This is a genomic window from Bradyrhizobium nitroreducens (genome assembly GCF_002776695.1).
Taxonomy (GTDB): Bacteria; Pseudomonadota; Alphaproteobacteria; order Rhizobiales; family Xanthobacteraceae; genus Bradyrhizobium; species Bradyrhizobium nitroreducens.
Map to the genome: position 1 here is coordinate 3,412,527 of NZ_LFJC01000003.1, position 22,825 is coordinate 3,435,351.

Consider the following 22,825-nt stretch of genomic DNA (forward strand, 5'->3'; position numbering starts at 1 on the left):
AGAACGTGGATGCCCGGGACAAGCCCGAGCATGACGGCGTTGAGGTCCCGCTCCTGCAACTCAGTCGCGACTAACCCTGTGGATCATCGCTTGATGTTCACTCAAGCCCTGCTAAATCCCCGCCATGACCTCCCAGCACGACAAAACCTCGGTCGCGGCCATCTCGATCTTCGCCAGCGGCGGCATGGCGGCGGCCAAATTCGCGGTCGGCATCGCGATCGGCTCGCTCGCGCTGATCTCCGAGGCCTTGCACTCCTCGATCGATCTCGTCGCCACCATCATCACCTGGGCGGTGGTGCGGGTGTCGGACAAGCCGGCGGACGACGAGCATCATTACGGCCACGGCAAGCTGGAGAGCATCTCGGCGCTCGGCGTCACCGCCCTGCTCTACGTGCTCGCCGGCGGCATTTTGGTCGAGTCCTACAGCCGGCTGAGCGAGGGAACCCCGCCGCCGACCATCTCGGCCGTGCCCTTCGTCGTGCTGGTGATCGACATCGTCGTCAATCTCTGGCGCGCGCGCGCCCTGCACCGCGCCGCGCGCGCGACGCGGAGCCAGGCGCTGGCGGCCGACGCGCTGCATTTCGCCTCCGACGTGATGGGCTCGTTCGCCGTGATCGTCGGCTTGATCCTCGCCGCCCTCGGCTTCTGGTGGGGCGATGCCGCGGCGGCTGCCGCGGTCGCGGTGATGATCGCAGCTCTCGGCCTGCGCATGGCCGGCTCGACCGTGCAGACGCTGGTCGACCGCGCCCCGGAGGGCGCGCAGGAGAAGGCCACGGCCGCGATCCGCAGCGTGCCCGGGGTGATCGACGTCGAACGCCTGCGCGTACGCATGGTCGGAGCGACCACGTTCATCGACACCATCGCAAAGGTGCCGCGAACCTATCCGATCGACCGGGTCGAGGAGATCAAGCGCAAGGCGCATGCTGCCGTCGACAAGGCGTTTGGCGATGCCGATCTGACCTTCACCCCGGTACCCGTCGCGCGCGACAACGAGACCGTCCGCGACCGCATCATGGTGATCGCACACAATTCGGGCCTCGCCGTCCACCACGTCACGGTGCATGACCTCGGCAGCAAGCTGATCGTCAGCATCGACCTCGAGGTCGACGGCGGAATGCAGCTCGACGCCGCGCACGACATCGCCAACACGCTGGAGCGCAACATCCAGGAGGAGTTCGGCGAGGACGTCGAGGTCGACGTCCATATCGAACCCTTGGAACCGGAACTTCCGTTCGGGGTCGATGCCACGCCGGACCGGGTGCGGACCATCGCCACCGCGCTGGCGGAATATGCCGCGGGCGGCGAGATCCACGACATCCATAATGTCCGCGTCCGCAACACCGATGCCGGCGAGATCGTCAACTTCCACTGCCGCGCGACCCCGTCGATGAGCGTGATCAAGGTGCACGAGCATGTCGACGCGATCGAGCGCGCGCTGCGGCACGCATTCCCGAGCGTGAAGCGCGTGATCAGCCACGCCGAACCGCCGCGCGCGTGACGAAGCAGAAGCGACGAAGAATGTGCGAGGAGTCACACGTTCTCGTTTCGGACTCCTCCTGCCCGTGAGTTTGCGGACGCACACTGCGCAAACTGCGCGTTGGATAAGAATAATTTCGCGTTAACGATTCATTGACTCTCGACACCCCGCGAAAACTGGATTCAAATCGCTGTGATTCGGAAGCGATGTGGGGCTGCTTCCGGACTTCAGTTGCAAGCTGGTTTTCAGGGGGCCGAAGGCATGTCGCGTGCAGACGCCGCGAACGCGTGCGTCCAATCCGATTCGATCAAAGGATTGGCGCAATCGATCGCGAAACCTGCCTATCATCGGCTCTTGATCGCAGAGCCGGCGCTTCGTCGCGCCGTGCCGACGCTCATCATCGCGTTCCTGATCACGATCTGCCTCGGCGCGTTCGTGCAGGTCGTCGATCAGACGCGCCAGAAGCGGCTGGTGATCCGCCACGACATCTCCGCGCTCGCCGATCTGCTCGCCGAACGCGTCGACCGCCTCACCACCTCACGGCAGGAACGGCTCAAGAACATCGAGCGCCTGCCGGCGCTGCTGCCCGACCTGATCCCGTCCTGGGGAACGGCCTCGGGCCGCCACGTCATCGTCACCTCGGCCGGCATCGACCGCAGGGTCCTCGCCCGCATCCCCGTCGACAGCGATCCCTCGGGCAATGACCGCCTGCTCGACGCCATCACCACGGCGCAACTGCTCGCGGCGCCGACGCGCGACGGCAACATCTCCGACATGACGCTGCCGAACGGCAACGCCGCGATGGCGACCTCACGGCAGATCAAGTCGCTGCCGGGCTTCGTCACCGTGATCCAGGAGCGCAACGAGCCGATCTGGGGCTCCGACGCCGCGCTCTCCGTGACGCTGTCGGCAACGACAGGCTTCGTCGTCCTGATCCTCGGCTTCGCCTTCCACTGGCAGTCCACCCGCGCCCGCGAGGGCGACCTCATCAACGACGCCGTGCGCGGCCGGATCGACACCGCACTCAACCGCGGCCGCTGCGGTCTCTGGGACTGGGACCTGTCGCGCGGCCGGATCTTCTGGTCGCAATCGATGTTCTCGATGCTCGGTCTCGACGGCCGCAACGAGCTCCTCACCTTCGGCGAGGTCAACGCGCTGGTGAAGTCAGACGACATCGACCTGTTCGCGATCGCCGATCAGCTCATCTCCGAGAAGATCGACCACATCGACCGGACCTTCCGCATGCAGCATGTCGACGGCCACTGGATCTGGCTCCGCGTCCGCTGCGAAAAGACCCGCGGGGCGACCGATTCCAGCGTGCATCTGATCGGCATCGCCGTCGACATCACCGAGCAGAAGAGCCTCGCCGAGCGCACCGTCGAAGCCGACCTGCGCCTGCGCGACGCGATCGAAACCATTCCGGAAGCCTTCGTGCTGTGGGATGCGAGCGACCGCCTCGTGCTCTGCAACTCGCACTTCCAGCGCCTGCACAAGCTGCCCGACAGCGCAGTCATCCCCGGCACCTCCTACGAGACCGTGCTCGAGGTCGGCCGCATGCCGGAGGTGCGCACCCGTCACAACGAGACTGCGAGCGTCGGACCCGGCGCGCGCACCTTCGAGGCGCAGCTCGACGACGGCAACTGGCTGCATATCAGCGAGCGCCGCACCAAGGACGGCGGCTACGTCTCGGTCGGCACCGACATCACCCGCATCAAGGAGCACGAGCAGAAGCTGGTCGACAACGATCTGCGCCTGCGCGCCACCGTCATCGACCTGAAGCGGTCGCAGGCCGCGCTGGAGCGCCAGGCGGTCGAGCTCGCCGATCTCGCCGAGAAATATCAGCGCGAGAAGACCCGCGCCGAGGAAGCCAACCAGACCAAGTCGAAATTCCTCGCCAATATGAGCCACGAGCTGCGCACGCCGCTCAACGCCATCATCGGCTTCTCCGAGATCATGGGCTCAGGCATGTTCGGCGAGCTCGGCAGCGAGAAGTACCAGGAATATTGCCAGGACATCCTGACCAGCGGCCACTATCTGCTCGAGGTCATCAACGACATCCTCGACATGTCCAAGATCGAGGCCGGCCGCATGAAGCTCGACATGGAACAGCTCGACCTGTCGCGAACGCTGGCGGAATCCCTGCGCGTCGTCACCGGCCGGGCTCAGGACAAGCACATCACGCTCGATGCCGACATCGCAAAGTCCATCTCCGTCGTCGCCGACCGCCGCGCCGCCAAGCAGATCATCGTCAACCTGCTGTCCAACGCCGTGAAGTTCACGCCCGACGGCGGACGCGTCGTGGTGCGCAGCCGGCAGCTCGACGACAGGATCGTGCTGATGATCGCCGACACCGGCATCGGCATCGCGCCGCATTCGCTGGCGCGGCTCGGCCGTCCGTTCGAGCAGGTCGAGAGCCAGCTCACCAAGACCTATCACGGCTCGGGCCTGGGCCTTGCCATCGCCCGCTCGCTGGCGCAGCTCCACGGCGGCTCGATGCGGCTGCGCTCCAAGCTCGAGGTCGGCACCGTCGTCCGCGTGACCCTGCCGCGCGACGCGATCAAGGCCACGCCCGGAGTCTCGGCCGCGGCATGATCCCTACAGCTGCAGCGTCGGCGCGACTTCGCGCGCGACGTTGACCAGCGCCGCGATCAGCGGCGTCATCGGATCGCGCTGCGGGATCACCATGCCGATGCTGTAATTGACATCGGGATCGGTGATCGGGATCGAGCGGACGGTGTCCGAGAGGCCGAGCGTCTCGGCAAGCTTGGCCGGCATCACGCTCGCCCAGCGCCCCGTCTTCACATGCGTGAACAGCACGAGCAGCGAGTTCGAGGTCAATGTCGGCGTCGCCTCCGCGCCGACCGAGCGCAGCGCGCGGTCGATGATGCGACGGTTCTGCATGTCGGGCGTCAGCAGGCATAGCGGCACCTGCCCGACCTCCTCCCACGTCACCGTCTCGCGGTCGCCGAACATCGCATCCGGCGCGGTCAGGAGACGATAGCTCTCGTTGTAGAGCGGAATGGTGCGCACCTTGCCGATCGGCTCGTTCTCGATATAGGTCAGCCCCGCATCGACCTCGAGATTTTCCAGAAGCCCCAGCACCTCGGACGAGGTGGTGGACTGGATGCGGAAGCGCACGTCGGGATGCCGGGCGCGAAACGGCGTCGTCAGCGCGGCCACCATGCCGAGCACGGTCGGGATCGCCGCAATGCGGATCTCGCCGGAGAGCTGATGCTTCAGCCCGTTGATCTCGTCACGCATCGCGCGGGCATCGCCGACGATCCGCCGCGCCCAGTCCAGTGCCCGCTCCCCTTCGGGGGTAAAACCCTGGAAACGGGACCCGCGCTGAACCAGCATCACGCCGAGAATTTCCTCGAGCTGCTTGAGCCCGGTCGACATCGTCGGCTGCGTCACGCCACAGACTTCCGCCGCGCGTCCGAAATGCCGTTCCTTCGCCAGCGCCAGCAATAGTTCAAGCTTGTCGATCAACCGGTCGTCCCCTCGAATTCTCGCCTGGCATGCAAGCTAGCATGCCGGGCCTGCGCCAACACGCAAAAACCGAGCAGCCGATCCAACTTTCATTGCCAATCCGTATCGATCCATCGCGGTTGCAAATCGATCGGAATCCGCAATCGCAGCACGGGACAGCTTTATTGATCTTCGAATGATTCCAACTAGTTTGCGCCGAGGGAACGCTCAGCTTGAGAACGAAGAATGACAGCGGCTTTTGAGCCTTGGAACGAGACGCGCGGCGCCGAGATCATCGCCGAACACGCCAACCAGGAGGGCGCGACGCTGGTCATCCTGCACGCGATCCAGGAGGCGTTCGGCTACGTGCCGGAGGCGGCCATTCCCATGGTGGCGCAGGCGCTCAATCTGTCGCGCGCCGAGGTGCATGGCGTCTTCACATTCTACCATGATTTCCGCCACAAGCCGGCCGGCCGCCATGTGCTGAAACTGTGCCGCGCCGAGGCCTGCCAGGCCGCGGGCGGCGATGTGCTGGCGGCGCGTGCAGAAGCAAAGCTCGGCGTGTCGCTCGGCAGCACCACGCCCGATCATCGCGTCACGCTGGAGCCGATCTACTGCCTCGGCCTGTGCGCGACCGCACCGTCCGCAATGCTCGACGGTCGCCTGATCGGCCGGCTCGACCAGAATCGCCTCGATGCGCTGGTTGCGGAGGCACAGCGATGAGCCTGCGTCTGTTCGTCTCACGTGATGCCGGCGCGATCGCCGTCGGTGCCGACGAAGTTGCTCTGGCGCTGGTGCAGGCAGCAGCCACGCGCGGCGTGGCGATCGAGATCGTCAGGACCGGCTCGCGCGGCATGTACTGGCTGGAGCCGCTGGTCGAGGTGGCGACGCCGCAGGGCCGCATCGCCTTCGGTCCGGTGACCGAAGCCGATGTCCCGTCCCTGCTCGACGCGCTCGCCAGCAATACGCCGCACCTGCTGCGGCTGGGCGCAACCGACGAGATTCCCTGGCTGAAGCGCCAGACCCGCCTCACCTTCGCCCGCTGCGGCGTGATCGATCCGCGCTCGCTCGACGACTACCGCGCTCATGGCGGCTACAAGGGTTTTGAGCGCGCAGTCTCGCTCGGACCTGACGCGATCCTCAACGAAGTCACGGCGTCCGGCCTGCGCGGCCGCGGCGGCGCGGGCTTTCCGACCGGCATCAAGTGGAAGACCGTCGCGCAGGCCAAGGCCGACCGCAAGTTCATCGTCTGCAACGCCGACGAGGGCGACAGCGGCACGTTCGCCGACCGCATGATCATGGAGGGCGATCCTTTCCTGGTCATCGAGGGCATGACCATCGCCGGCCTCACCGTCGGCGCGACCGAAGGCTACATCTACATCCGCAGTGAATATCCGCATGCGGTCGAGGCGATGAATGCTGCCATCGCGGCCGCCAAGCGCGGCGGCTATCTCGGCGACAAGATCGGCGGTTCCACCTCCAGCTTCGATCTCGAAGTCCGCGTCGGCGCCGGCGCCTATGTCTGCGGCGAGGAGACCTCGCTGCTGGAGAGCCTCGAAGGCCGTCGCGGCATCGTGCGTGCAAAACCGCCGCTGCCGGCGCATCATGGTCTGTTCGGCAAGCCCACCGTCATCAACAACGTGCTGTCGTTCGCGGCCGCCCCCTTCATCCTCGCCGAGGGCGCGAAGGCCTATGCCGATTTCGGCATGGGCCGCTCGCGCGGCACGATGCCGATCCAACTTGCCGGCAACATCCGCCATGGCGGGCTGTTCGAGACGGCCTTCGGCGCGACGCTCGGCGAGCTCGTCGACGACATCGGCGGCGGCACGTTCACCGGCCGCCCCGTTCGCGCCGTTCAGGTCGGCGGGCCGCTCGGTGCCTATTTCCCCCGCGCCCTGTTCGACACGCCGTTCGACTATGAGGCCTTCGCCGCGCGCGACGGCCTGATCGGCCATGGCGGCATCGTCGTGTTCGACGATAGCGTCGACATGCGCAAGCAGGCGCGCTTCGCGATGGAGTTCTGCGCGATCGAATCCTGCGGCAAGTGCACGCCGTGCCGCATCGGCTCGACCCGCGGCGTCGAGACCATCGAGAAGATCATCAACGGCGAGCGGGTAGCTGAAAACCTCGCGCTCGTCGAAGACCTCTGCAACACCATGAAATTCGGCTCGCTCTGTGCACTCGGCGGCTTCACGCCCTACCCGGTGCTCAGCGCATTGAAGCACTTCCGGGAGGATTTCGTCCCGGCCCCGAGCACGCTTCAGGCCGCGGAATAGGAGAACGACGATGTCTCTGATCGAAGAAATCGACTACGGCACGCCGCGCTCGAAATCGGAAACGATGGTGACGCTGACCATCGACGGCAATGAGGTCACCGTGCCCGAGGGCACCTCGATCATGCGCGCCGCGATGGACGCGGGCCACCAGATCCCGAAGCTCTGCGCGACCGACATGGTCGACGCGTTCGGCTCCTGCCGGCTCTGCCTCGTCGAGATCGAGGGCCGTGCCGGCACGCCGGCGTCCTGCACCACCCCCGTGATGCCCGGTCTCGTCGTGCATACCCAGAGCGAGCGGCTGAAGAAGCTGCGCAAGGGCGTGATGGAGCTCTACATCTCCGACCACCCGCTCGACTGCCTCACCTGCGGCGCCAACGGCGATTGCGAATTGCAAGACATGGCCGGCGCCGTCGGCCTGCGCGACGTGCGCTACGGCTATGAGGGCGAAAACCACGTCTTCGCCAAGACACCTGGCAAGAGCCACGGCTGCGACAACGACCACTGGATGCCGAAGGACGAGTCCAACCCGTACTTCACCTACGATCCCTCCAAGTGCATCGTCTGCTCGCGTTGCGTCCGCGCCTGCGAGGAGGTGCAAGGTACTTTCGCGCTGACCATCTCCGGCCGCGGCTTCGACAGCCGCGTCTCGCCCGGCATGAGCGAGAGCTTCCTCGGCTCGGAATGCGTCTCCTGCGGCGCCTGCGTGCAGGCCTGCCCGACCGCGACGCTGACCGAAAAATCCGTGATCGAGATCGGCCAGCCCGAGCATTCGGTCGTCACCACCTGCGCCTATTGCGGCGTCGGCTGCGCCTTCAAGGCCGAGATGCGCGGCGAGGAAGTCGTGCGCATGGTGCCGTACAAGGACGGCAAGGCCAATCGCGGCCATTCCTGCGTCAAGGGCCGCTTCGCCTGGGGTTACACCAATCACAAGGAACGCATTCTCAAGCCGATGATCCGCGATCGGATCGAGGATCCCTGGAAGGAAGTGTCCTGGGACGAGGCGTTCTCGTTTGCCGCCGCGAAGATGCGCGGCATCCAGAAAAAATACGGCCGCGACGCCATCGGCGGCATCACCTCCTCGCGCTGCACCAACGAGGAAACCTATCTGGTGCAAAAGCTGATCCGCGCCGGCTTCGGCAACAACAACGTCGACACCTGCGCCCGCGTCTGCCATTCCCCGACCGGCTACGGCCTTGCCACCACCTTCGGCACCTCCGCAGGCACGCAGGATTTCGACTCGGTCGAGGACACCGATGTCGTCGTGATCATCGGCGCCAATCCGGCTTCGGCCCACCCCGTGTTCGCCTCCCGCCTGAAGAAGCGGCTGCGTCAGGGCGCCAAGCTGATCGTGATTGATCCGCGCCGCACCGAAATGGTGGAGTCGCCGCACGTCAGGGCGCTCCACCTGCCCCTGATGCCCGGCACCAACGTCGCGGTCATGACGGCGATCGCGCATGTCATCGTCACCGAGGGCCTCGTCAACGAAACCTTCGTGCGCGAGCGCTGCGACTGGACCGAGTTCGAGGAATGGGCGGCCTTCGTCGCCCAGCCGAACAACAGCCCGGAAGCCACCGCCATCCTCACCGGCGTCGATCCGAAGGATCTGCGCGAGGCGGCCCGCACCTATGCCACCGGCGGCAACGGCGCGATCTATTACGGCCTGGGCGTCACCGAGCACAGCCAGGGCTCGACCACCGTGATCGCGATCGCAAACCTTGCGATGGCGACAGGCAACATCGGCCGTCCCGGCGTCGGCGTGAACCCGCTGCGCGGGCAGAACAACGTGCAGGGCTCCTGCGACATGGGCTCGTTCCCGCACGAGCTGCCCGGCTATCGCCACATCTCCGGCGATGCCGTGCGCGACCAGTTCGAGGCGCTCTGGAACGTCAAGCTCAATCCCGAGCCAGGCCTGCGCATTCCCAACATGTTCGACGCCGCGGTCGAAGGCACGTTCATGGGCATCTACGTGCAGGGCGAGGACATCCTGCAGTCCGATCCCAACACCAGCCACGTGGTGGCGGCGCTGTCGGCGATGGAATGCGTCATCGTCCACGACCTCTTCCTGAACGAGACCGCGAACTACGCCCACGTCTTCCTGCCCGGCTCGAGCTTCCTCGAGAAGGACGGCACCTTCACCAACGCCGAGCGCCGCATCCAGCGCGTGCGCAAAGTGATGACGCCGAAGAACGGCATGGCCGACTGGGAGGTCACCATCGGCCTTGCCAAGGCGATGGGCTTCGAGATGAACTACAGCCACCCCTCCGAGATCATGGACGAGATCGCGGCGCTGACCCCGACCTTCGCCGGCGTCTCCTATGCCAAGCTCGACGAGCTCGGCTCGGTGCAGTGGCCCTGCAACGACAAGGCGCCCGAAGGCACGCCGGTCATGCATATCGACGGCTTCGTCCGCGGCAAGGGCAAGTTCGTCGTCACCGAATATGTCGCGACCGACGAGCGCACCGGCCCGCGCTATCCGCTGCTGCTCACCACGGGGCGCATCCTCAGCCAGTACAATGTCGGCGCGCAGACGCGGCGCACCGAGAACGTGGTCTGGCATGCCGAGGATCGTCTCGAGATCCATCCGCACGATGCCGAGCAGCGCGGCGTGCGCGACGGCGACTGGGTGCGGCTGAAGAGCCGCGCCGGCGAAACCACGCTGCGCGCGGAGATCACCGATCGCGTGGCGCCCGGCGTCGTCTACACCACCTTCCACCATCCGGACACGCAGGCCAACGTCATCACGACCGACTATTCGGACTGGGCGACCAACTGCCCCGAATACAAGGTCACGGCGGTGCAGGTCTCGCCCTCGAACGGCCCGTCCGACTGGCAGAAGGCCTATGACGCGCAGGCGCGGCAATCCCGCCGCATCGTGCCGGCCGAGGCCGCGGAGTAACGGCATGCACGTGCCCGTCCAGGCCATCGACCGCGAGATCTGGCGCGACGGCGCCGCGTCCGAAGGCGTGCGCCTGATCCCGGAGGAGACGCCGCTGGCGCTGACCTATAATGGCGGCACCTACGCCGTCATGATGGGGACGCCGCAGAACCTGGAGGATTTTGCCGTCGGCTTCAGCCTCGACGAAGGCATCATCAAGTCGGTCGACGACATCAAGTCGCTCGACATCGTTCGCCTCGACGACGGCATCGAGCTCAGGATTTGGCTCGCACCGGAAGATGCGGCGCTCATCAGCGAGCGCCGTCGCCACGTCGCAGGTCCCACCGGCTGCGGCATCTGCGGCATCGAGTCCATTGCCGAGGCGGTGCGACCCGCGGCGGTCGTGCCGCAGGGGCAGACCTTCACGCCCGAACAGATCATGACGGCAATGCAGGCGATCGCGCCGCTGCAATCGATCAACCTGCAGACCCGCTCCGTTCACGCCGCCGCGTTCTGGTCCCCATCAGGCAACATCGTCGCGTTGCGCGAGGATGTCGGCCGCCACAACGCGCTCGACAAGCTCGCCGGCGCCCTGGCACGCAGCCGCGCGGATGCGAGCTGCGGCATGGTGCTGCTGACCAGTCGCGTTTCGGTCGAGATGGTGCAGAAGACGGCAGCAATCGGCGCGCCGGTGATGATCGCGGTGTCCGCGCCCACTGCGCTCGCGGTCCGCACCGCGGAAGCCGCCGGCATCACGCTGGTCGCCATTGCCCGCCAGGACGGGTTCGAAGTGTTTTCGCATGGTGACCGGGTCGTCGCCCGCCATGCCACGGAGGTTGCCGATGTCGCCTGACCGCCTGATCTACATGGCCAACCAGATCGGCAAGTTCTTCCAAAGCCAGGGCCACGGCAAGGCCGTGCCGGGGATTGCCGAGCACATCAAGAAGTTCTGGGATCCCCGGATGAAACGCGCGATCTTCGCGCATCTCGACGCCGGCGGGGCGGGTCTCGCGCCTGACGTCCGCGAGGCGCTCACCGCGCTGAAGCAAACTACGACGCTTCCAGCAGCGCCCTGAACACCCGCCGCACCTCGCCCTGCGTCTCCTTCACCCGCGCCTCGAGCGACGAGAAGTCCGGCGCATCGCCGGCGCGCGCCATCACGCGCTGCAGATCCGTGCCGGCGGTTTCCGGCTTGAAACGATCGCTGACGCACAGCCGCAGGATCTGCGTCAGATCGTGATAGAGCCGGGCTGCGGCACGCAGGATCTCGGTCTCCGACTGCGGCAGCACGCCGAGCCTGCACGCATTGTCGAGCACCTGCATCGTGCCGACGTCGAGGATTTCGGGCATCTCGTGTGCGTGCACGAGCTGGAGATATTGCGCGATGAAGTCGATATCGACCATGCCGCCGGCGGCGTATTTGAGATCCCAGCAATCGCCCTCGCCCTTCTCCTGGGCGATCGCGCGCCGCATATCGGCAACGTCATTGGCGGTGATGTCGCGATCGCGGCGGCGGGTCAGGACATCGCGAATGACGCGCTCGATCCGTTCCCGGAATTCGGGCGAGCCGGACACCACGCGCGCACGCGTCAGCGCCATGTGCTCCCAGGTCCAGGCCTCGTTGGCCTGGTAGTCCGCGAATGAGACCAGGCTCGAAGCGACGGGACCGGCGCGGCCCGAGGGACGCAGCCGCATGTCGATCTCGTAGAGCACGCCGTAATTGGTGCGCGTCGTGAACGCGCTGATCAGACGCTGGGTCAGGCGGGCAAAATAATGCGCGCCCTGCAGCGATTTCGGCCCGTCGGAGTCCGGATGGTCGGCGTCGAAATCGTAGAGCAGGATCAGGTCGAGATCGGACGAGGCCGTCATCTCGCGGCTGCCGAGCCGGCCCATCGCGATGATCGCGGTCTCCTGCCCCTTGATCCTTCCGTGCTGGGCGGCGAAGCGGTCGGCGACGAGGCCATGCACGGTGTGGACGATGCCTTCGGCGACATCGGCGAAGGCGGTGCTCGCCTGCTGCGCGGAGACGGTGCCGGAGAGGATCCGCGTGCCGATCAGAAACAGGCTCTCCTGCCCGAACAGACGCAGGCGGTCGAGGAATTCTTCATATGAGCCCGCGTCCTGCACGGTCGCAGCCAGCCGTCCCGACAATTCCTGCCTGTCCGGCATGGCGCCGAAGAAGCGCGGATCGATCAGGCCGTCCATCAGCTGCGGCTGCCGCGCCAGCATCTCGCCCAACCGCGGCGCCGCGCCCAGCACCAGCGCCACCAGCGCGACAAGATCGCGGTTCTGGCCGAGCAGCGTGAACAGCCGGCCGCCGCGCTGCAAGGCCCCGAGGAACTGATCGAACGCCACGACGGCGCGATCCGGCTCCTCGGCATGGGCAAGCCCGTCGATCAGGGCCGGCACGAATTCGATGAAGGCATTACGCGTCGCCTCATTGCGGAACACGCGATAGTCGCCGGTGACCCAGTCGCGCACGGTCTGCGCCACCGCGGCAGGCTTCTTGAAGCCGAGCGTTGCGAGGTGCTGGAGCAGCCGCGGATCGTCGGGACCGGCACCATAGTCGAGCGCGGGCAGCTTGGCGGTGCCGGTCGGATCGTCGCCCTCGAACAGCTTCTCGTAGTGGCCCTGCACGATCTTGAGCTGTCGCAGCAGATCGCCCGCAAAAGCTTCGCGATCCGGATAGCCGAAGAAGCGGGCAAAGCGCTCGACGGCGTCCTTGTCTTCGGGCAGCGCATGGGTCTGCTCGTCGGCGATCATCTGGAGGCGATGCTCGACCCGGCGCAGGAATTCGTACGCAATGGTCAGCTCGTCGCGCGCGGCAACGGTGATCCAGTTGCTGGACGCCAGAATGTCGAGCGCCCTGAGCGTCGGCCGCACCCGCAATTCCGGATGACGGCCGCCGGCGATCAATTGCTGGGTCTGGGCAAAAAACTCGATCTCGCGGATGCCGCCGCGGCCGACCTTGACGTTGTGCCCCTCCACCGCGACCTCGCTCTGGCCGCGATAGGTCTGCATCTGCCGCTTCATGTCGTGGACGTCGGCGAGCGCGGCGAAGTCGAGATGCTTGCGCCAGACGAAGGGCGCGATCTCGGCCAGCAGCGCCTCGCCCGCCTTGGCATCGCCGGCACAGGCGCGCGCCTTGATCATCGCGGCGCGCTCCCAGGTGCGCCCTTCCCGCTCGTAATAGTTCAGCGCGGCGTCCCTGGAGATCGCCACCTGCGTCGAGGACGGATCGGGCCGCAGGCGCAGATCGACGCGGAACACATAGCCGTCATAGGTGCGCTGCTGGAGGATCCGCGCCATCCCCTGCGTGACCCGGACGAAGAATGGCTGCGGCTCGATATCGGGCGCCAGCGTCGTCGCATCGGGATCGAAGAACACGATGAGATCGACGTCGCTGGAATAGTTCAGCTCGCCCGCACCCATCTTGCCCATGGCGAGCACGATCAGGCCGCAGCCCTCTTCGGGCGCCTCGGGATTGGGCGGCAAAATCTTGCCCCGTGCGGCTTCCTGCCGCAGCAGGTATTGGAGCGCCGCCTGCACCGAGGACACCGCGACGTCGGTCAGCGCCGCCGTCACCCGCATCACCGGCCAGACCCCGCCGATGTCGCACAAGGCGGTCAGCAGCGCGGCCTCGGCCTTCATGCGGCGTAGCAGCCGCATCACCTCGGCCTCATCAGCCGCCGCGAGCACTGCGCCTCTGGCGTCCGCGATGAGGGCCGCCAGATGCGCATCCGGGTCGCATTCGAGCAGCCGGACCAGACGCAACGCATCGGCGCGCACCAGATCGAACAGATAAGGCGAGAATTCCGCGATACCGGCCAGGATATCCCGCGCGAAAGGATGGACCAGCAGCGCCTCGAGACGGGCCGATTGGGCCGGCTCGAGCTCGCTCAGCCAGCTTTCCAGACGTCGTTCGTCGGTTGTGGAAGCGGCAATATGGGGAGCTTCCGCGAAGCGCGCGGCCAGCCTCTCACCATGCTTGTCCGCGTTTCCCGGCGCGGAGTGGTTCATGCCACCTTCTGTGGCACATCCGGTATTGGCGGAGCAACCCTGTCGCCGGCACGGAGGCGCGCGGGGAGCACCAGCGTGGCGACGAGGCCCGGCTGAGCGTCGCCCAGCCGCAATTCGCCGCCATGCAATGTCGCAACCGCCGAAGCGAGGCTGAGGCCAAGGCCCGAGCCCGGCTGCGTGCGGCTCGCTTCCAGGCGAACGAATCGCTCGACCGCATGCTCGCGGTCGGCCTCGGGGATGCCGGGACCGCGATCGGTGACGCTGAGCAGCACCTGGTCGCCCTCGCGCCTGGCCTCGATCAAGATCGGCCGCGCGTCCATGCTGACCACGGTTCCCCCGGTCTGCGCGACAGGCTTGCCGTATTTGATCGCATTCTCGACCAGATTGGCGAGCGCCTGGCTGATCAGTTCGCGGTTGGCGTGAACCGGCGTCGGATCGGCCTTGACCTTCAAGGTCATGCCGTCGTCCTCGGCCAGCGGCTCATAGAGCTCGTGGATGCCATTGGCCACATCGGCGGCGTCGAAATCATCCATGTTGCCGCGCGCCTGCCCGGACTCGGCACGCGCGATCATCAGAAGCGCGTTGAAGGTGCGGATCAAACCGTCTGATTCCTCGATGGTCCGCTCCAGCGCCGCCCGGTAGTCGGCCTCGCAGCCCGATTTTGCCAACGCTTCCTCGGCGCGGTTGCGCAGCCGTGTCAGCGGGGTCTTGAGATCGTGAGCGATGTTGTCGGAGACCTCCTTCAGCCCCGCCATCAGCGCCTCGATCCGCTCCAGCATGGCGTTGAGGTTTTCCGCGAGGCGGTCGAGCTCGTCGCCGCTGCGCCCGACCGGCAGGCGTTCGCTGAGATCGCCGGTCATGATGCGATGCGCCGTGCCGCTCATCGCATCGATGCGCCTAAGCACCCTGCGCGCCACGAAGATGCCGCCGCCGAGGCCGAGCACGACGACGATGAGGACAGACCATTGCGCGGCCTTGGCGACGATGCCGAACAGACGCCGACGTTCGGCAAGATCGCGGCCGATCAGGAGACGGAAGCCGTTCTCGAGTTCGGTGACGCGCACCAGCGCGCGATGGTCGCGATCGTCGGCATCCTCGATGCGGCGATAGGCGGTCTCGGACCAGCCGCGCGTCGCCATCACGCCGGGCGCGAGCGAGCCGACATTGCCGGCGATCGCCTGCCCGGTCGGCGTGGTCACGAGATAGAGGTTGGCACCGGGCCGCAACGCGCGGTACTCGATCGCGAGCACCAGGCCGCGCAAGCCGCGCCTGTCGTAGAGATCGGAGATCTCCGAGGTCTCGGCATTGACCGTCTGCGTGATTTCCTCGGTGATCAGCCGCCGCGTATTCCAGGCGAAATAGGCCAGCAGCGAGGCCGCGAACATCGCGAACAGCAGCAGATAGACCAGCGTCAGCCGGAATGCCGTGGTGCGGACGAGTTTACCGAATGCCGTCACGGATCATGTACCCCGCGCCGCGGATCGTGTGCAGCAGCGGCCGCTCGAATCCCTTGTCGATCTTGGAGCGCAGCCGCGAGATGTGCACGTCGATCACGTTGGTCTGCGGATCGAAATGATAGTCCCAGACGTTCTCCAGCAGCATGGTGCGCGTCACCACCTGGCCGGCGTGCTTCATGAGATATTCGAGCAGGCGGAATTCGCGCGGCTGCAGCGTCAGCTCGTCCTTGCCGCGGGCGACGCGATGGGAGAGCCGGTCGAGCTCGAGATCGCCGACGCGGTACAGCGTGTCCTCGGCGGGACCGCCGCGGCGGCGCGACAGCACCTCGACCCGGGCCAGCAGCTCGGCGAAGGAATAGGGCTTCGGCAGATAGTCGTCGCCGCCGGCGCGCAGGCCCTTGATGCGGTCGTCGACCTGTCCGAGCGCGGAGAGAATCAGCACCGGCGTGGTGTTGCCCTTGTCGCGCAGCATCCCGATCAGCGACAGGCCGTCGCGCTTGGGCAGCATGCGGTCCACCACCAGCACGTCGTAATCGCCGCTCTCGGCCATGGCGAGGCCCTCCTCGCCGTCGGCGGCGTGGTCGGCAATGTGTCCGACTTCGCGGAACGCCTTCACGAGGTAGTCGGCGGATTCGCGGTCGTCTTCGATGATGAGGAGGCGCATCGTGCGTTCGGCGGCGGTCAAGGAGGTCAACCTTCTCTAAACATGGCGCGAGCGGCTATCGCATGCAAGCCGAGTGGGAGACGCCGGCATGGAGAAAAAGGCGGGCGGTGAAGCTGGGGGGACCTCACCGCCCTAGGCCTTCCGACGGAGGGGGGCGTAATTCCACCGGAAGGTAGACGGGGGAAGCGAACGTTACGCTGCTTCCCCGAAGGGCGCCGGCGGCGGGGGCGACTGATGCCGGCGACACCCTTCATCTCAAGGCTTCCCGAGGCTTACCCCTTGGCGAGGGGCACCGCGACGAAGCGCGACTGGCCGCCGCTCTTCACGCGCATCAGGACGCTGTTCTTGTTGTCGGTCCGCGCCGTGTTGATGGCCTCGCGCACGTCGCCGGCGGTCGCCACGCTCTTGCCGCCGACTTCGAGAATCACGTCGCCTTCCTTGAAGCCGCGTTCGGCCGCGGCGCTCTTCGGATCGACCTCGGTGACCACGACGCCTTCCTTGCCGGCGCCGGCCACGGAGTTTGCGGGCGCAACCGTCATGCCGAGCTTGGGCACGTCGGTGCCCTTGCTCGCACCCTTGCCGCTGTCATTGTCGTTGTCGGCCTTGGCCTCGACCGTGTTCGGCAACTGGCCGAGCGTCATGTTCACGACCTTGTCCTGGCCCTTGTGCAGCACGTTGAGCTTCACGGTCGCGCCGGGCGCCATGCCGCCGATGGTGCGGGCAAGCTCGCGGGCGTCCTTGACGGTCTCGCCGTTGACCGCGGTGATGACGTCGCCGGATTCGATGCCGGCCTTGGCGGCCGGACCGTTGGCCTGCGGCTCCGCGACCAGCGCGCCCTCGGCCTTCTTCATGCCGAGGCTGTCCGCGATGTCGGAGGTGACGGGCTGAATTTGCACGCCGATCCAGCCGCGGCTGACCGAGCCCTTGTCCTTGAGCTGGGCGACCACGCTCTTCACCGTGCTCGCGGGAATCGAGAACGCGATGCCGACGCTGCCGCCGGAGGGCGAGTAGATCGCGGTGTTGACGCCCATCACCTCGCCATTGGTGTCGAAGGCCGGACCGCCGGAATTGCCCTTGTTCACGGGCGCGTCGATCTGGATGAAATCGTCATAGGGACCGTTGCCGATGTCGCGGCCGCTCGCCGAGACGATGCCCGCGGTCACCGTGCCGCCGAGGCCGAAGGGGTTGCCGACCGCGAGCACCCAGTCGCCGATCCGCGGCTTGGCGTCAGCGAGCTTGGCGAACGGGAAGCTCGAGCTGCCCTCGACCTTGATCAGGGCAAGGTCGGTGCGCTGGTCGGTGCCGATCACCTTGGCGGTGTAGGTCTTGCCGTCGTCGGTGGTGACCTCGACCTTGTCGGCACCGTCGACCACGTGGTTGTTGGTCACGGCAAAGCCGTCGGCCGAGATGAAGAAGCCGGAGCCCTGGCCCTGCACCACGCGGCCGCGGCCGCCCTTCATGCCCGGGAAGCCATCCGGACCGCCGAAGCGGCGGAAGAAGCGCTCCATCGGCGAGCCCGGCTGGAACGGCGAGGAGGAATCGTCGCCGTCGTCGTTGCTCGCGGTCTTCTCCTTGATGTTGACCTTCACCGAGATCACCGAGGGCTTCACGCGCTCGACGATATCGGCGAAGCCGATGGGACGTTCGACCTTGCGGACCTCGTTGTTGACCTGCGCATGCGCCGGGCTGGAGAACAGATCGGCCGGCGAAGTGGACGGGCTGAAGCCGTAGACGGCCGCGCCGAGACCGGCGACCACCGAGGCCATCAGCGCGAACCTGCGCGCGGAGAACACCGACCGGCGCGGCTGCCGGTAGGACGGAAGGTTCGAGAGGTCGATACGGTCGGACATGCAGAAATCTCCAGGGCCTTGAAATCCATTTGGTGCCGGATGCCAGCACCTTGCCGACCTGAAGATGGGGGCTCCCGCCTTACCGCGCGCTGGCGGCGGGGTTAAACTTTTGTAATGAAGGGAGGGTCTGGGATGCGGCCGTTCAGCGCAGGCTGAAAATTGCGCTCTCACAGCAACTTAAGCAGGTTCCCGTGACGGCGCGTCAGGCGTGCTTTGACGCGCTCAGCTGGCCCTGACGCTGACGATGAACTCGTCGACTTCGCGCTTCAAGGTTTCGGCCTGCTGCGAGAGGTCGACCGCGGAATCCCTGGCCTCGGTGGCCATGCGGCCGGTCTCCGCGGAGGTCGAGGTGATCTGGGTGATGTGGTTCGAGACGTCGAGGGTGCCGTGCGCGGCGTCCTGGGCGCTCCGCGAGATCTCCTGCGTGGCGTTGCGCTGCTGGGCGGTGTCGACCTCGATGCCGGACATGATCGAGGAGATCTCCGACAGCGTCTTTGAGATGCCGTCGATCGCGCCGCGGGTCTCCGCGGTGATGCCCTGGATGCTGGCGACATGGGAGGTGATCTCCTCCGTCGCCTTGCTGGTCTGATGCGCCAGATTCTTCACCTCGGAGGCGACCACGGCAAACCCCTTGCCGGCCTCCCCTGCCCGTGCCGCCTCGATGGTGGCATTCAGCGCCAGGAGATTGGTCTGCGATGCGATCGCCTGCACGAGCTGGACGACCTCGCCGATCTTGTCGGCGGCATCCGACAGCGTGTGGATGGTGTCGCGGCTCTTCTCGGCTTGCGACGCCGCGCCCTCGGCGCGCTGGGTCGCGTCCGTGACGCGGCGGCTGATCGTGACGATCGAGTTCGTCATCTCCTCGGCCGAGCCCGCGACCGTCTGCACGCTGGCGCTGGCCTGGTTCGCGGCGCTCGCGACCGCATTGGCCTTGGTGCTGGTGTCGTTGGCCGTCCGCGACAGCGTCTCGGCGTTGCTCTTCAGATGCACGGCCGACGACGCCACGCTGTCGACGACGCTGGCGACGAGATCGTTGAAGCTCTTGATCCGCTCGTCCAGGAATTTCGATCGCTCGGCCTGGTGCTGCGCTTCGTGCAGCTGCTGCTCGGTGAGGTGGCGCCGCTCGATGCCGTTGGTCTTGAAGACCTCCAGCGCACCGGCCAGCAGGCCGATCTCGTTGGTGCGGCCGAGTCCGGGAACGGGTGTCTCGAACTTCTGGTCGGCGACCTCGCGCATGGCATGCACGATCGCCGCCAGCGGGCTGAGGATGCCGTTGCGCACGGCGAACCAGGTGGTGAGGCAGATTGCAGAGGCGACGACGGCGATCCCGCCGCAGGCGGCCAGGAACCAGGAGAACGCGGCCTGCGCCTGCTGATAGGTCTGCATGGCGTGATCGCGCGCAGGACCGCTCAGCGCGGCAAAGTCCGACGACAGGCTGGTGATCTCGTTATTCAGATAGAGCACCGCAATGAAGCCGGTGCCGCCGCCGATGCCCAGCAGAAACAATAATGCAGCGACGACGGCGCCGACCAGGAAGCGGATCGTCAGATTGCTGTTCGCGAACATCAGAGGGACTCAGAGTCTGGAATGAGAGCTCGCGACAAGCTTCCAGACAAAGGTCAAAATACCATGAACCACGCGGCAGCGGGCCGGCGGGCTACGTAAGACTACGTAACCAGGACGACATCGCGTCGCTACGTAGATTTGGCCTCGTCCGACATCAGGGCCGCAAGCTTCGCCTGTTCGTCGGGCGTGAGCGGAGGTGCTGGTACATCGACACCGCTGCGGGCGCGGCGCCGGATTTGCAGCCACAGTGCCACGCCGCCTCCGATCAGCAGCAGCGGCCCGAGCAGCCACAGCAGCACGGTCTGCCGCTCGAAGCGCGGCTTGAGCAGCACGAACTCGCCATAGCGCGCGACCAGGAAGTCGAGCACCTGCGAATTGCTGTCGCCGGCGCCGATGCGCTCGCGCACCAGCAGCCGCAGGTCGCGCGCCAGCGGCGCATCGGAATCGTCGATCGACTGGTTCTGGCAGACCATGCAGCGCAGCTCGCGCGACAGCTCGCGCGCACGGGCTTCCTTGGCGGGATCTGCCATGATCTCGTCGGGCTGCACCGCGTGAGCCGCGGGCACGGCCAGCAGCATCAGAGCGATGAACGCGACCATCATCCGGCGCATCGGATCACTCCGCCGGCTGGAGGCGCTGCTTGGCCCGCGCCGGCTTCGGCGCGCCAACCCGCAGGCGCCGGTCGGACAGCGACAGCACGCCGCCGAACGCCATCAGCACCGGTCCCCACCAGATCATGAGCACCATCGGCTTGTAGTAGATGCGCACGGCAATGGCGCCCTCGGCCGTGGCATCGCCGAGCGAAATGTAGAGCTGGCTCGCGCCGCGCGTCAGCAGCGCGGCCTCGGTGGTCGACGAGCCGCGGGTGGTGAAGCTGCGCTTGGAGGGCGTCATGACGCTGAGGGGCTGGCCGTCGCGGCTGACGTTGAACTGGGCGATCATCTCGCGGTAGTTCGGGCCCTGACGCTGCAGCAACCCGTCGAGCTTGACGTCGAAGCCGGCGATCTGGGCGACGCCGTTCTGCTTCATCGTCGCGATATATTCGCTGTTCCAGGTGGTCTCGCACACGATCCCGATCAGCGCCACGCCGAGGCCGGCATGCGCGAACGCCGTGCCCCAGGCCGAGCGCGGCAGGCCGCGGGCCCGGTGCAGCACCGTCGCGAACGGCAGCCGTACAAGACCGGTGCGTTCGACGATGTCGGTCACGGCGCCGGCGATGACGAAGACGCCAAGCCCGATCGCAAGCGGCGCCAGCGCACTGCCGCCGCGCGCCCAGCCCCAGACGATGGCGACGGCCACGAGCCCGGCGACGCCGGCCGCGAGCAGGCGCTGCGTCACGCCGAGCAGATCGCCGCGCTTCCACGCCAGCATCGGCCCGAACGGAACGGCAAGCAGCAACATGGCAAACAGCGGCGCGAAGGTGAGGTTGTAGAACGGCGCACCGACCGACATCTTGAAGTCGGCGAGCATCTCCATCGCAAGCGGATACAGCGTGCCGAACAGCACGACCGCGCAGGCGACCGTGAGCAGCAGATTGTTCAGGACCAGCGCGCCCTCGCGCGAGATCGGCGCGAACAGGCCGCCCTGCTTCAACGACGTGGCGCGGCCCGCGAACAGCGCCAGGCTGCCGCCGATGAACAGGCAGAGGATCAGCAGGATGAACACGCCGCGGGTCGGATCGGTGGCGAAGGCGTGCACGGAAGTGATGACGCCCGAGCGCACCAGGAAGGTTCCGAGCAGCGACAGCGAGAAGGTCAGGATCGACAGCAGGATGGTCCAGACCTTCAGCGCGTTGCGCTTCTCCATGACCAGCGCCGAATGGAGCAGCGCGGTGCCGGAGAGCCACGGCATCAGCGAGGCGTTCTCGACCGGATCCCAGAACCACCAGCCGCCCCAGCCGAGCTCGTAATAGGCCCAGTACGAGCCCATTGCGATGCCGAGCGTCAGGAAGATCCAGGCGACCAGCGTCCACGGCCGCACCCAGCGCGCCCAGGCAGCGTCGATCCGTCCCTCCATCAGCGCCGCGATGGCGAAGGAGAACGAGATCGAGAAGCCGACATAGCCGAGATAGAGCATCGGCGGATGCACGGCGAGACCGATGTCCTGCAGCACCGGATTGAGATCGCGTCCCTCGATCGGCGGATTGGCGATGCGCAGGAACGGATTCGAGGTCACGAGGATGAAGAGGTAGAAGGCGCTGGCGACCCAGGCCTGGACCGCGAGCACGTGCGCGCGCAGCGACAGCGGCAGATTGTTGCCGAACGCCGCGACCAGCCCGCCGAACAAGGCGAGGATCGACACCCACAACAGCATCGAGCCTTCATGGTTTCCCCACACGCCCGTGATCTTGTAGAGCAACGGCTTCATCGAGTGGGAGTTCTCATAGACGTTGGCGACGGAGAAGTCCGAGTTCACGTGCAGCATCACGAGAGCTACGAACGAGGCGCCGACGAACAGGAGCTGGGCCAGCGCCGTGGAGCGCGCCACGTTCATCAGCGCGGCGTCGTTCAGGCGCGCGCCGATCAGCGGCACGATCGACTGGATCAGTGCGAGCCCGAGCGCCAGCACCAGCGCGTAATGTCCGGATTCTGCGATCACCGCACTGCTCCCTGCGGATTGCCCTGCGCGGTCGTCGCGGCGGGCTTGCCCGCGTCGGACGTCTTGCCGCTGTTGGAAGACTTGCCGCTGTCAGCAGGCTTGCCGCCGTAGTCGTCCTTCCAGTGCCCCTGCTTCTTCAGGGCATCGGCGACGTCCTTGGGCATGTAGGTCTCGTCGTGCTTGGCAAGCACGGTATCGGCCTTGAACACGCCATTGGCGTCGAGCGCGCCTTCGGCGACGACGCCCTGCCCCTCGCGGAACAGGTCGGGCAGGATGCCCTTGTAGGCCACCGGCAGCTTGGCGTTGCCGTCGGCAACCTCGAAGGTCACCGCGAGATTGTCGCCGCGCTGGAGCGAGCCGGGCTGCACCAGCCCACCGAGGCGAAACCGCTTGCCGGGCTCGACATGCTTCTCGGCGACCATGGTCGGGGTGGAGAAGAACACGATGGAGTCGCGAAGGGCGTTGAGCACCAGCGCGGCGGCGAGCGCGAGCACGGCGAGTGAGCCGCCAATGATGGTCATACGTCGCTGCTTGCGCGTCATGGCGTATCCGTTCTCCGCTTCTCTCGTTCCGG

General features: G+C 66.6%; 16 protein-coding genes. 7 read left to right on the forward strand and 9 right to left on the reverse strand.

The window, feature by feature from the left end:
* Positions 1 to 124: 124 nt before the first annotated feature.
* Together TSA1_RS16680 and TSA1_RS16685 are read left to right on the forward strand one after the other, a co-directional pair.
* Positions 125 to 1,498, forward strand: a complete 1,374-nt coding sequence (locus TSA1_RS16680; RefSeq protein ID WP_100177310.1) for a cation-efflux pump — start codon at positions 125 to 127, stop codon at positions 1,496 to 1,498.
* 240 nt (positions 1,499 to 1,738) lie between these two features.
* Positions 1,739 to 4,069: a PAS domain-containing sensor histidine kinase gene (locus TSA1_RS16685; RefSeq protein ID WP_100177311.1), complete on the forward strand. Its 2,331-nt coding sequence runs from the start codon at positions 1,739 to 1,741 to the stop codon at positions 4,067 to 4,069.
* A 3-nt stretch (positions 4,070 to 4,072) separates the two neighbouring features.
* On the opposite strand, the gene TSA1_RS16690 is transcribed toward TSA1_RS16685, so the two are convergent.
* Positions 4,073 to 4,966: a LysR family transcriptional regulator gene (locus TSA1_RS16690; protein WP_100177312.1), complete on the reverse strand. Its 894-nt coding sequence runs from the start codon at positions 4,964 to 4,966 to the stop codon at positions 4,073 to 4,075.
* A gap of 225 nt (positions 4,967 to 5,191) precedes the next feature.
* On the opposite strand from TSA1_RS16690, the gene TSA1_RS16695 reads away from it, so the two are divergent.
* From TSA1_RS16695 to TSA1_RS16715, 5 genes are read left to right on the forward strand one after another with little or no spacing between them, the layout of a single operon-like run.
* Positions 5,192 to 5,668 carry a formate dehydrogenase subunit gamma gene (locus TSA1_RS16695; RefSeq protein ID WP_100177313.1) on the forward strand — a complete coding sequence of 159 codons (477 nt, stop codon included), beginning with the start codon at positions 5,192 to 5,194 and terminating at the stop codon, positions 5,666 to 5,668.
* Entirely contained in the window at positions 5,665 to 7,221 is a 1,557-nt protein-coding gene (locus TSA1_RS16700) for a formate dehydrogenase beta subunit (RefSeq protein ID WP_100177314.1), read from the forward strand. The genes TSA1_RS16695 and TSA1_RS16700 overlap by 4 nt, the downstream gene beginning before the upstream one ends.
* A gap of 10 nt (positions 7,222 to 7,231) precedes the next feature.
* Complete coding sequence (fdhF, locus tag TSA1_RS16705) at positions 7,232 to 10,117, forward strand: formate dehydrogenase subunit alpha (RefSeq protein WP_100177315.1); 2,886 nt, start codon at positions 7,232 to 7,234, stop codon at positions 10,115 to 10,117.
* Between the two features lie 4 nt (positions 10,118 to 10,121).
* A complete protein-coding gene (fdhD, locus tag TSA1_RS16710) occupies positions 10,122 to 10,949 on the forward strand; it encodes a formate dehydrogenase accessory sulfurtransferase FdhD (protein ID WP_100177316.1) in 828 nt (275 codons plus the stop codon).
* Positions 10,939 to 11,172, forward strand: coding sequence for a formate dehydrogenase subunit delta (locus TSA1_RS16715; RefSeq protein ID WP_174718931.1), 234 nt, complete (start codon positions 10,939 to 10,941; stop codon positions 11,170 to 11,172). The genes fdhD and TSA1_RS16715 overlap by 11 nt, the downstream gene beginning before the upstream one ends.
* Here TSA1_RS16715 and TSA1_RS16720 read toward each other — a convergent pair.
* The 8 genes from TSA1_RS16720 to ccmE all read right to left on the reverse strand — a co-directional run bounded on the left by TSA1_RS16720 (position 11,147) and on the right by ccmE (position 22,793).
* Positions 11,147 to 14,116 (reverse strand): bifunctional [glutamine synthetase] adenylyltransferase/[glutamine synthetase]-adenylyl-L-tyrosine phosphorylase, encoded by a 2,970-nt coding sequence (locus TSA1_RS16720; protein WP_100177318.1) that lies wholly within the window; start codon positions 14,114 to 14,116, stop codon positions 11,147 to 11,149. The two genes, TSA1_RS16715 and TSA1_RS16720, sit on opposite strands and share 26 nt — an antisense overlap.
* The gene (locus tag TSA1_RS16725; RefSeq protein ID WP_100177319.1) at positions 14,113 to 15,573 is read right to left on the reverse strand and encodes a sensor histidine kinase; all 1,461 of its coding nucleotides are present in this window, start codon (positions 15,571 to 15,573) and stop codon (positions 14,113 to 14,115) included. The genes TSA1_RS16720 and TSA1_RS16725 overlap by 4 nt, the downstream gene beginning before the upstream one ends.
* Positions 15,557 to 16,237: a response regulator transcription factor gene (locus TSA1_RS16730; protein WP_100181168.1), complete on the reverse strand. Its 681-nt coding sequence runs from the start codon at positions 16,235 to 16,237 to the stop codon at positions 15,557 to 15,559. The genes TSA1_RS16725 and TSA1_RS16730 overlap by 17 nt, the downstream gene beginning before the upstream one ends.
* 272 nt (positions 16,238 to 16,509) lie before the next feature.
* A complete protein-coding gene (locus TSA1_RS16735; RefSeq protein ID WP_100177320.1) occupies positions 16,510 to 18,087 on the reverse strand; it encodes a Do family serine endopeptidase in 1,578 nt (525 codons plus the stop codon).
* A gap of 222 nt (positions 18,088 to 18,309) precedes the next feature.
* Positions 18,310 to 19,653 (reverse strand): methyl-accepting chemotaxis protein, encoded by a 1,344-nt coding sequence (locus TSA1_RS16740; protein ID WP_100177321.1) that lies wholly within the window; start codon positions 19,651 to 19,653, stop codon positions 18,310 to 18,312.
* A 128-nt stretch (positions 19,654 to 19,781) separates the two neighbouring features.
* Positions 19,782 to 20,264, reverse strand: a complete 483-nt coding sequence (locus TSA1_RS16745) for a cytochrome c-type biogenesis protein (protein ID WP_100177322.1) — start codon at positions 20,262 to 20,264, stop codon at positions 19,782 to 19,784.
* 4 nt (positions 20,265 to 20,268) lie between these two features.
* Positions 20,269 to 22,251 (reverse strand): heme lyase CcmF/NrfE family subunit, encoded by a 1,983-nt coding sequence (locus TSA1_RS16750; protein ID WP_100177323.1) that lies wholly within the window; start codon positions 22,249 to 22,251, stop codon positions 20,269 to 20,271.
* Positions 22,248 to 22,793 (reverse strand): cytochrome c maturation protein CcmE, encoded by a 546-nt coding sequence (gene ccmE, locus TSA1_RS16755; protein WP_100181169.1) that lies wholly within the window; start codon positions 22,791 to 22,793, stop codon positions 22,248 to 22,250. Before ccmE ends, TSA1_RS16750 begins: the two co-directional genes overlap by 4 nt.
* Between the last annotated feature and the right edge of the window lie 32 nt (positions 22,794 to 22,825).

Bases quoted from the DNA above. Each gene is read 5' to 3' on its own strand.
- ccmE (WP_100181169.1), bottom strand. From the start codon at position 22,793: ATGACGCGCAAGCAGCGACGTATGACCATCATTGGCGGCTCACTCGCC.
- TSA1_RS16700 (WP_100177314.1), top strand. From the start codon at position 5,665: ATGAGCCTGCGTCTGTTCGTCTCACGTGATGCCGGCGCGATCGCCGTC.
- TSA1_RS16730 (WP_100181168.1), bottom strand. From the start codon at position 16,237: ATGCGCCTCCTCATCATCGAAGACGACCGCGAATCCGCCGACTACCTC.
- TSA1_RS16735 (WP_100177320.1), bottom strand. From the start codon at position 18,087: ATGTCCGACCGTATCGACCTCTCGAACCTTCCGTCCTACCGGCAGCCG.
- TSA1_RS16695 (WP_100177313.1), top strand. From the start codon at position 5,192: ATGACAGCGGCTTTTGAGCCTTGGAACGAGACGCGCGGCGCCGAGATC.
- fdhD (WP_100177316.1), top strand. From the start codon at position 10,122: ATGCACGTGCCCGTCCAGGCCATCGACCGCGAGATCTGGCGCGACGGC.
- TSA1_RS16715 (WP_174718931.1), top strand. From the start codon at position 10,939: ATGTCGCCTGACCGCCTGATCTACATGGCCAACCAGATCGGCAAGTTC.
- TSA1_RS16680 (WP_100177310.1), top strand. From the start codon at position 125: ATGACCTCCCAGCACGACAAAACCTCGGTCGCGGCCATCTCGATCTTC.
- TSA1_RS16740 (WP_100177321.1), bottom strand. From the start codon at position 19,653: ATGTTCGCGAACAGCAATCTGACGATCCGCTTCCTGGTCGGCGCCGTC.
- fdhF (WP_100177315.1), top strand. From the start codon at position 7,232: ATGTCTCTGATCGAAGAAATCGACTACGGCACGCCGCGCTCGAAATCG.
- TSA1_RS16685 (WP_100177311.1), top strand. From the start codon at position 1,739: ATGTCGCGTGCAGACGCCGCGAACGCGTGCGTCCAATCCGATTCGATC.
- TSA1_RS16720 (WP_100177318.1), bottom strand. From the start codon at position 14,116: ATGAACCACTCCGCGCCGGGAAACGCGGACAAGCATGGTGAGAGGCTG.
- TSA1_RS16745 (WP_100177322.1), bottom strand. From the start codon at position 20,264: ATGCGCCGGATGATGGTCGCGTTCATCGCTCTGATGCTGCTGGCCGTG.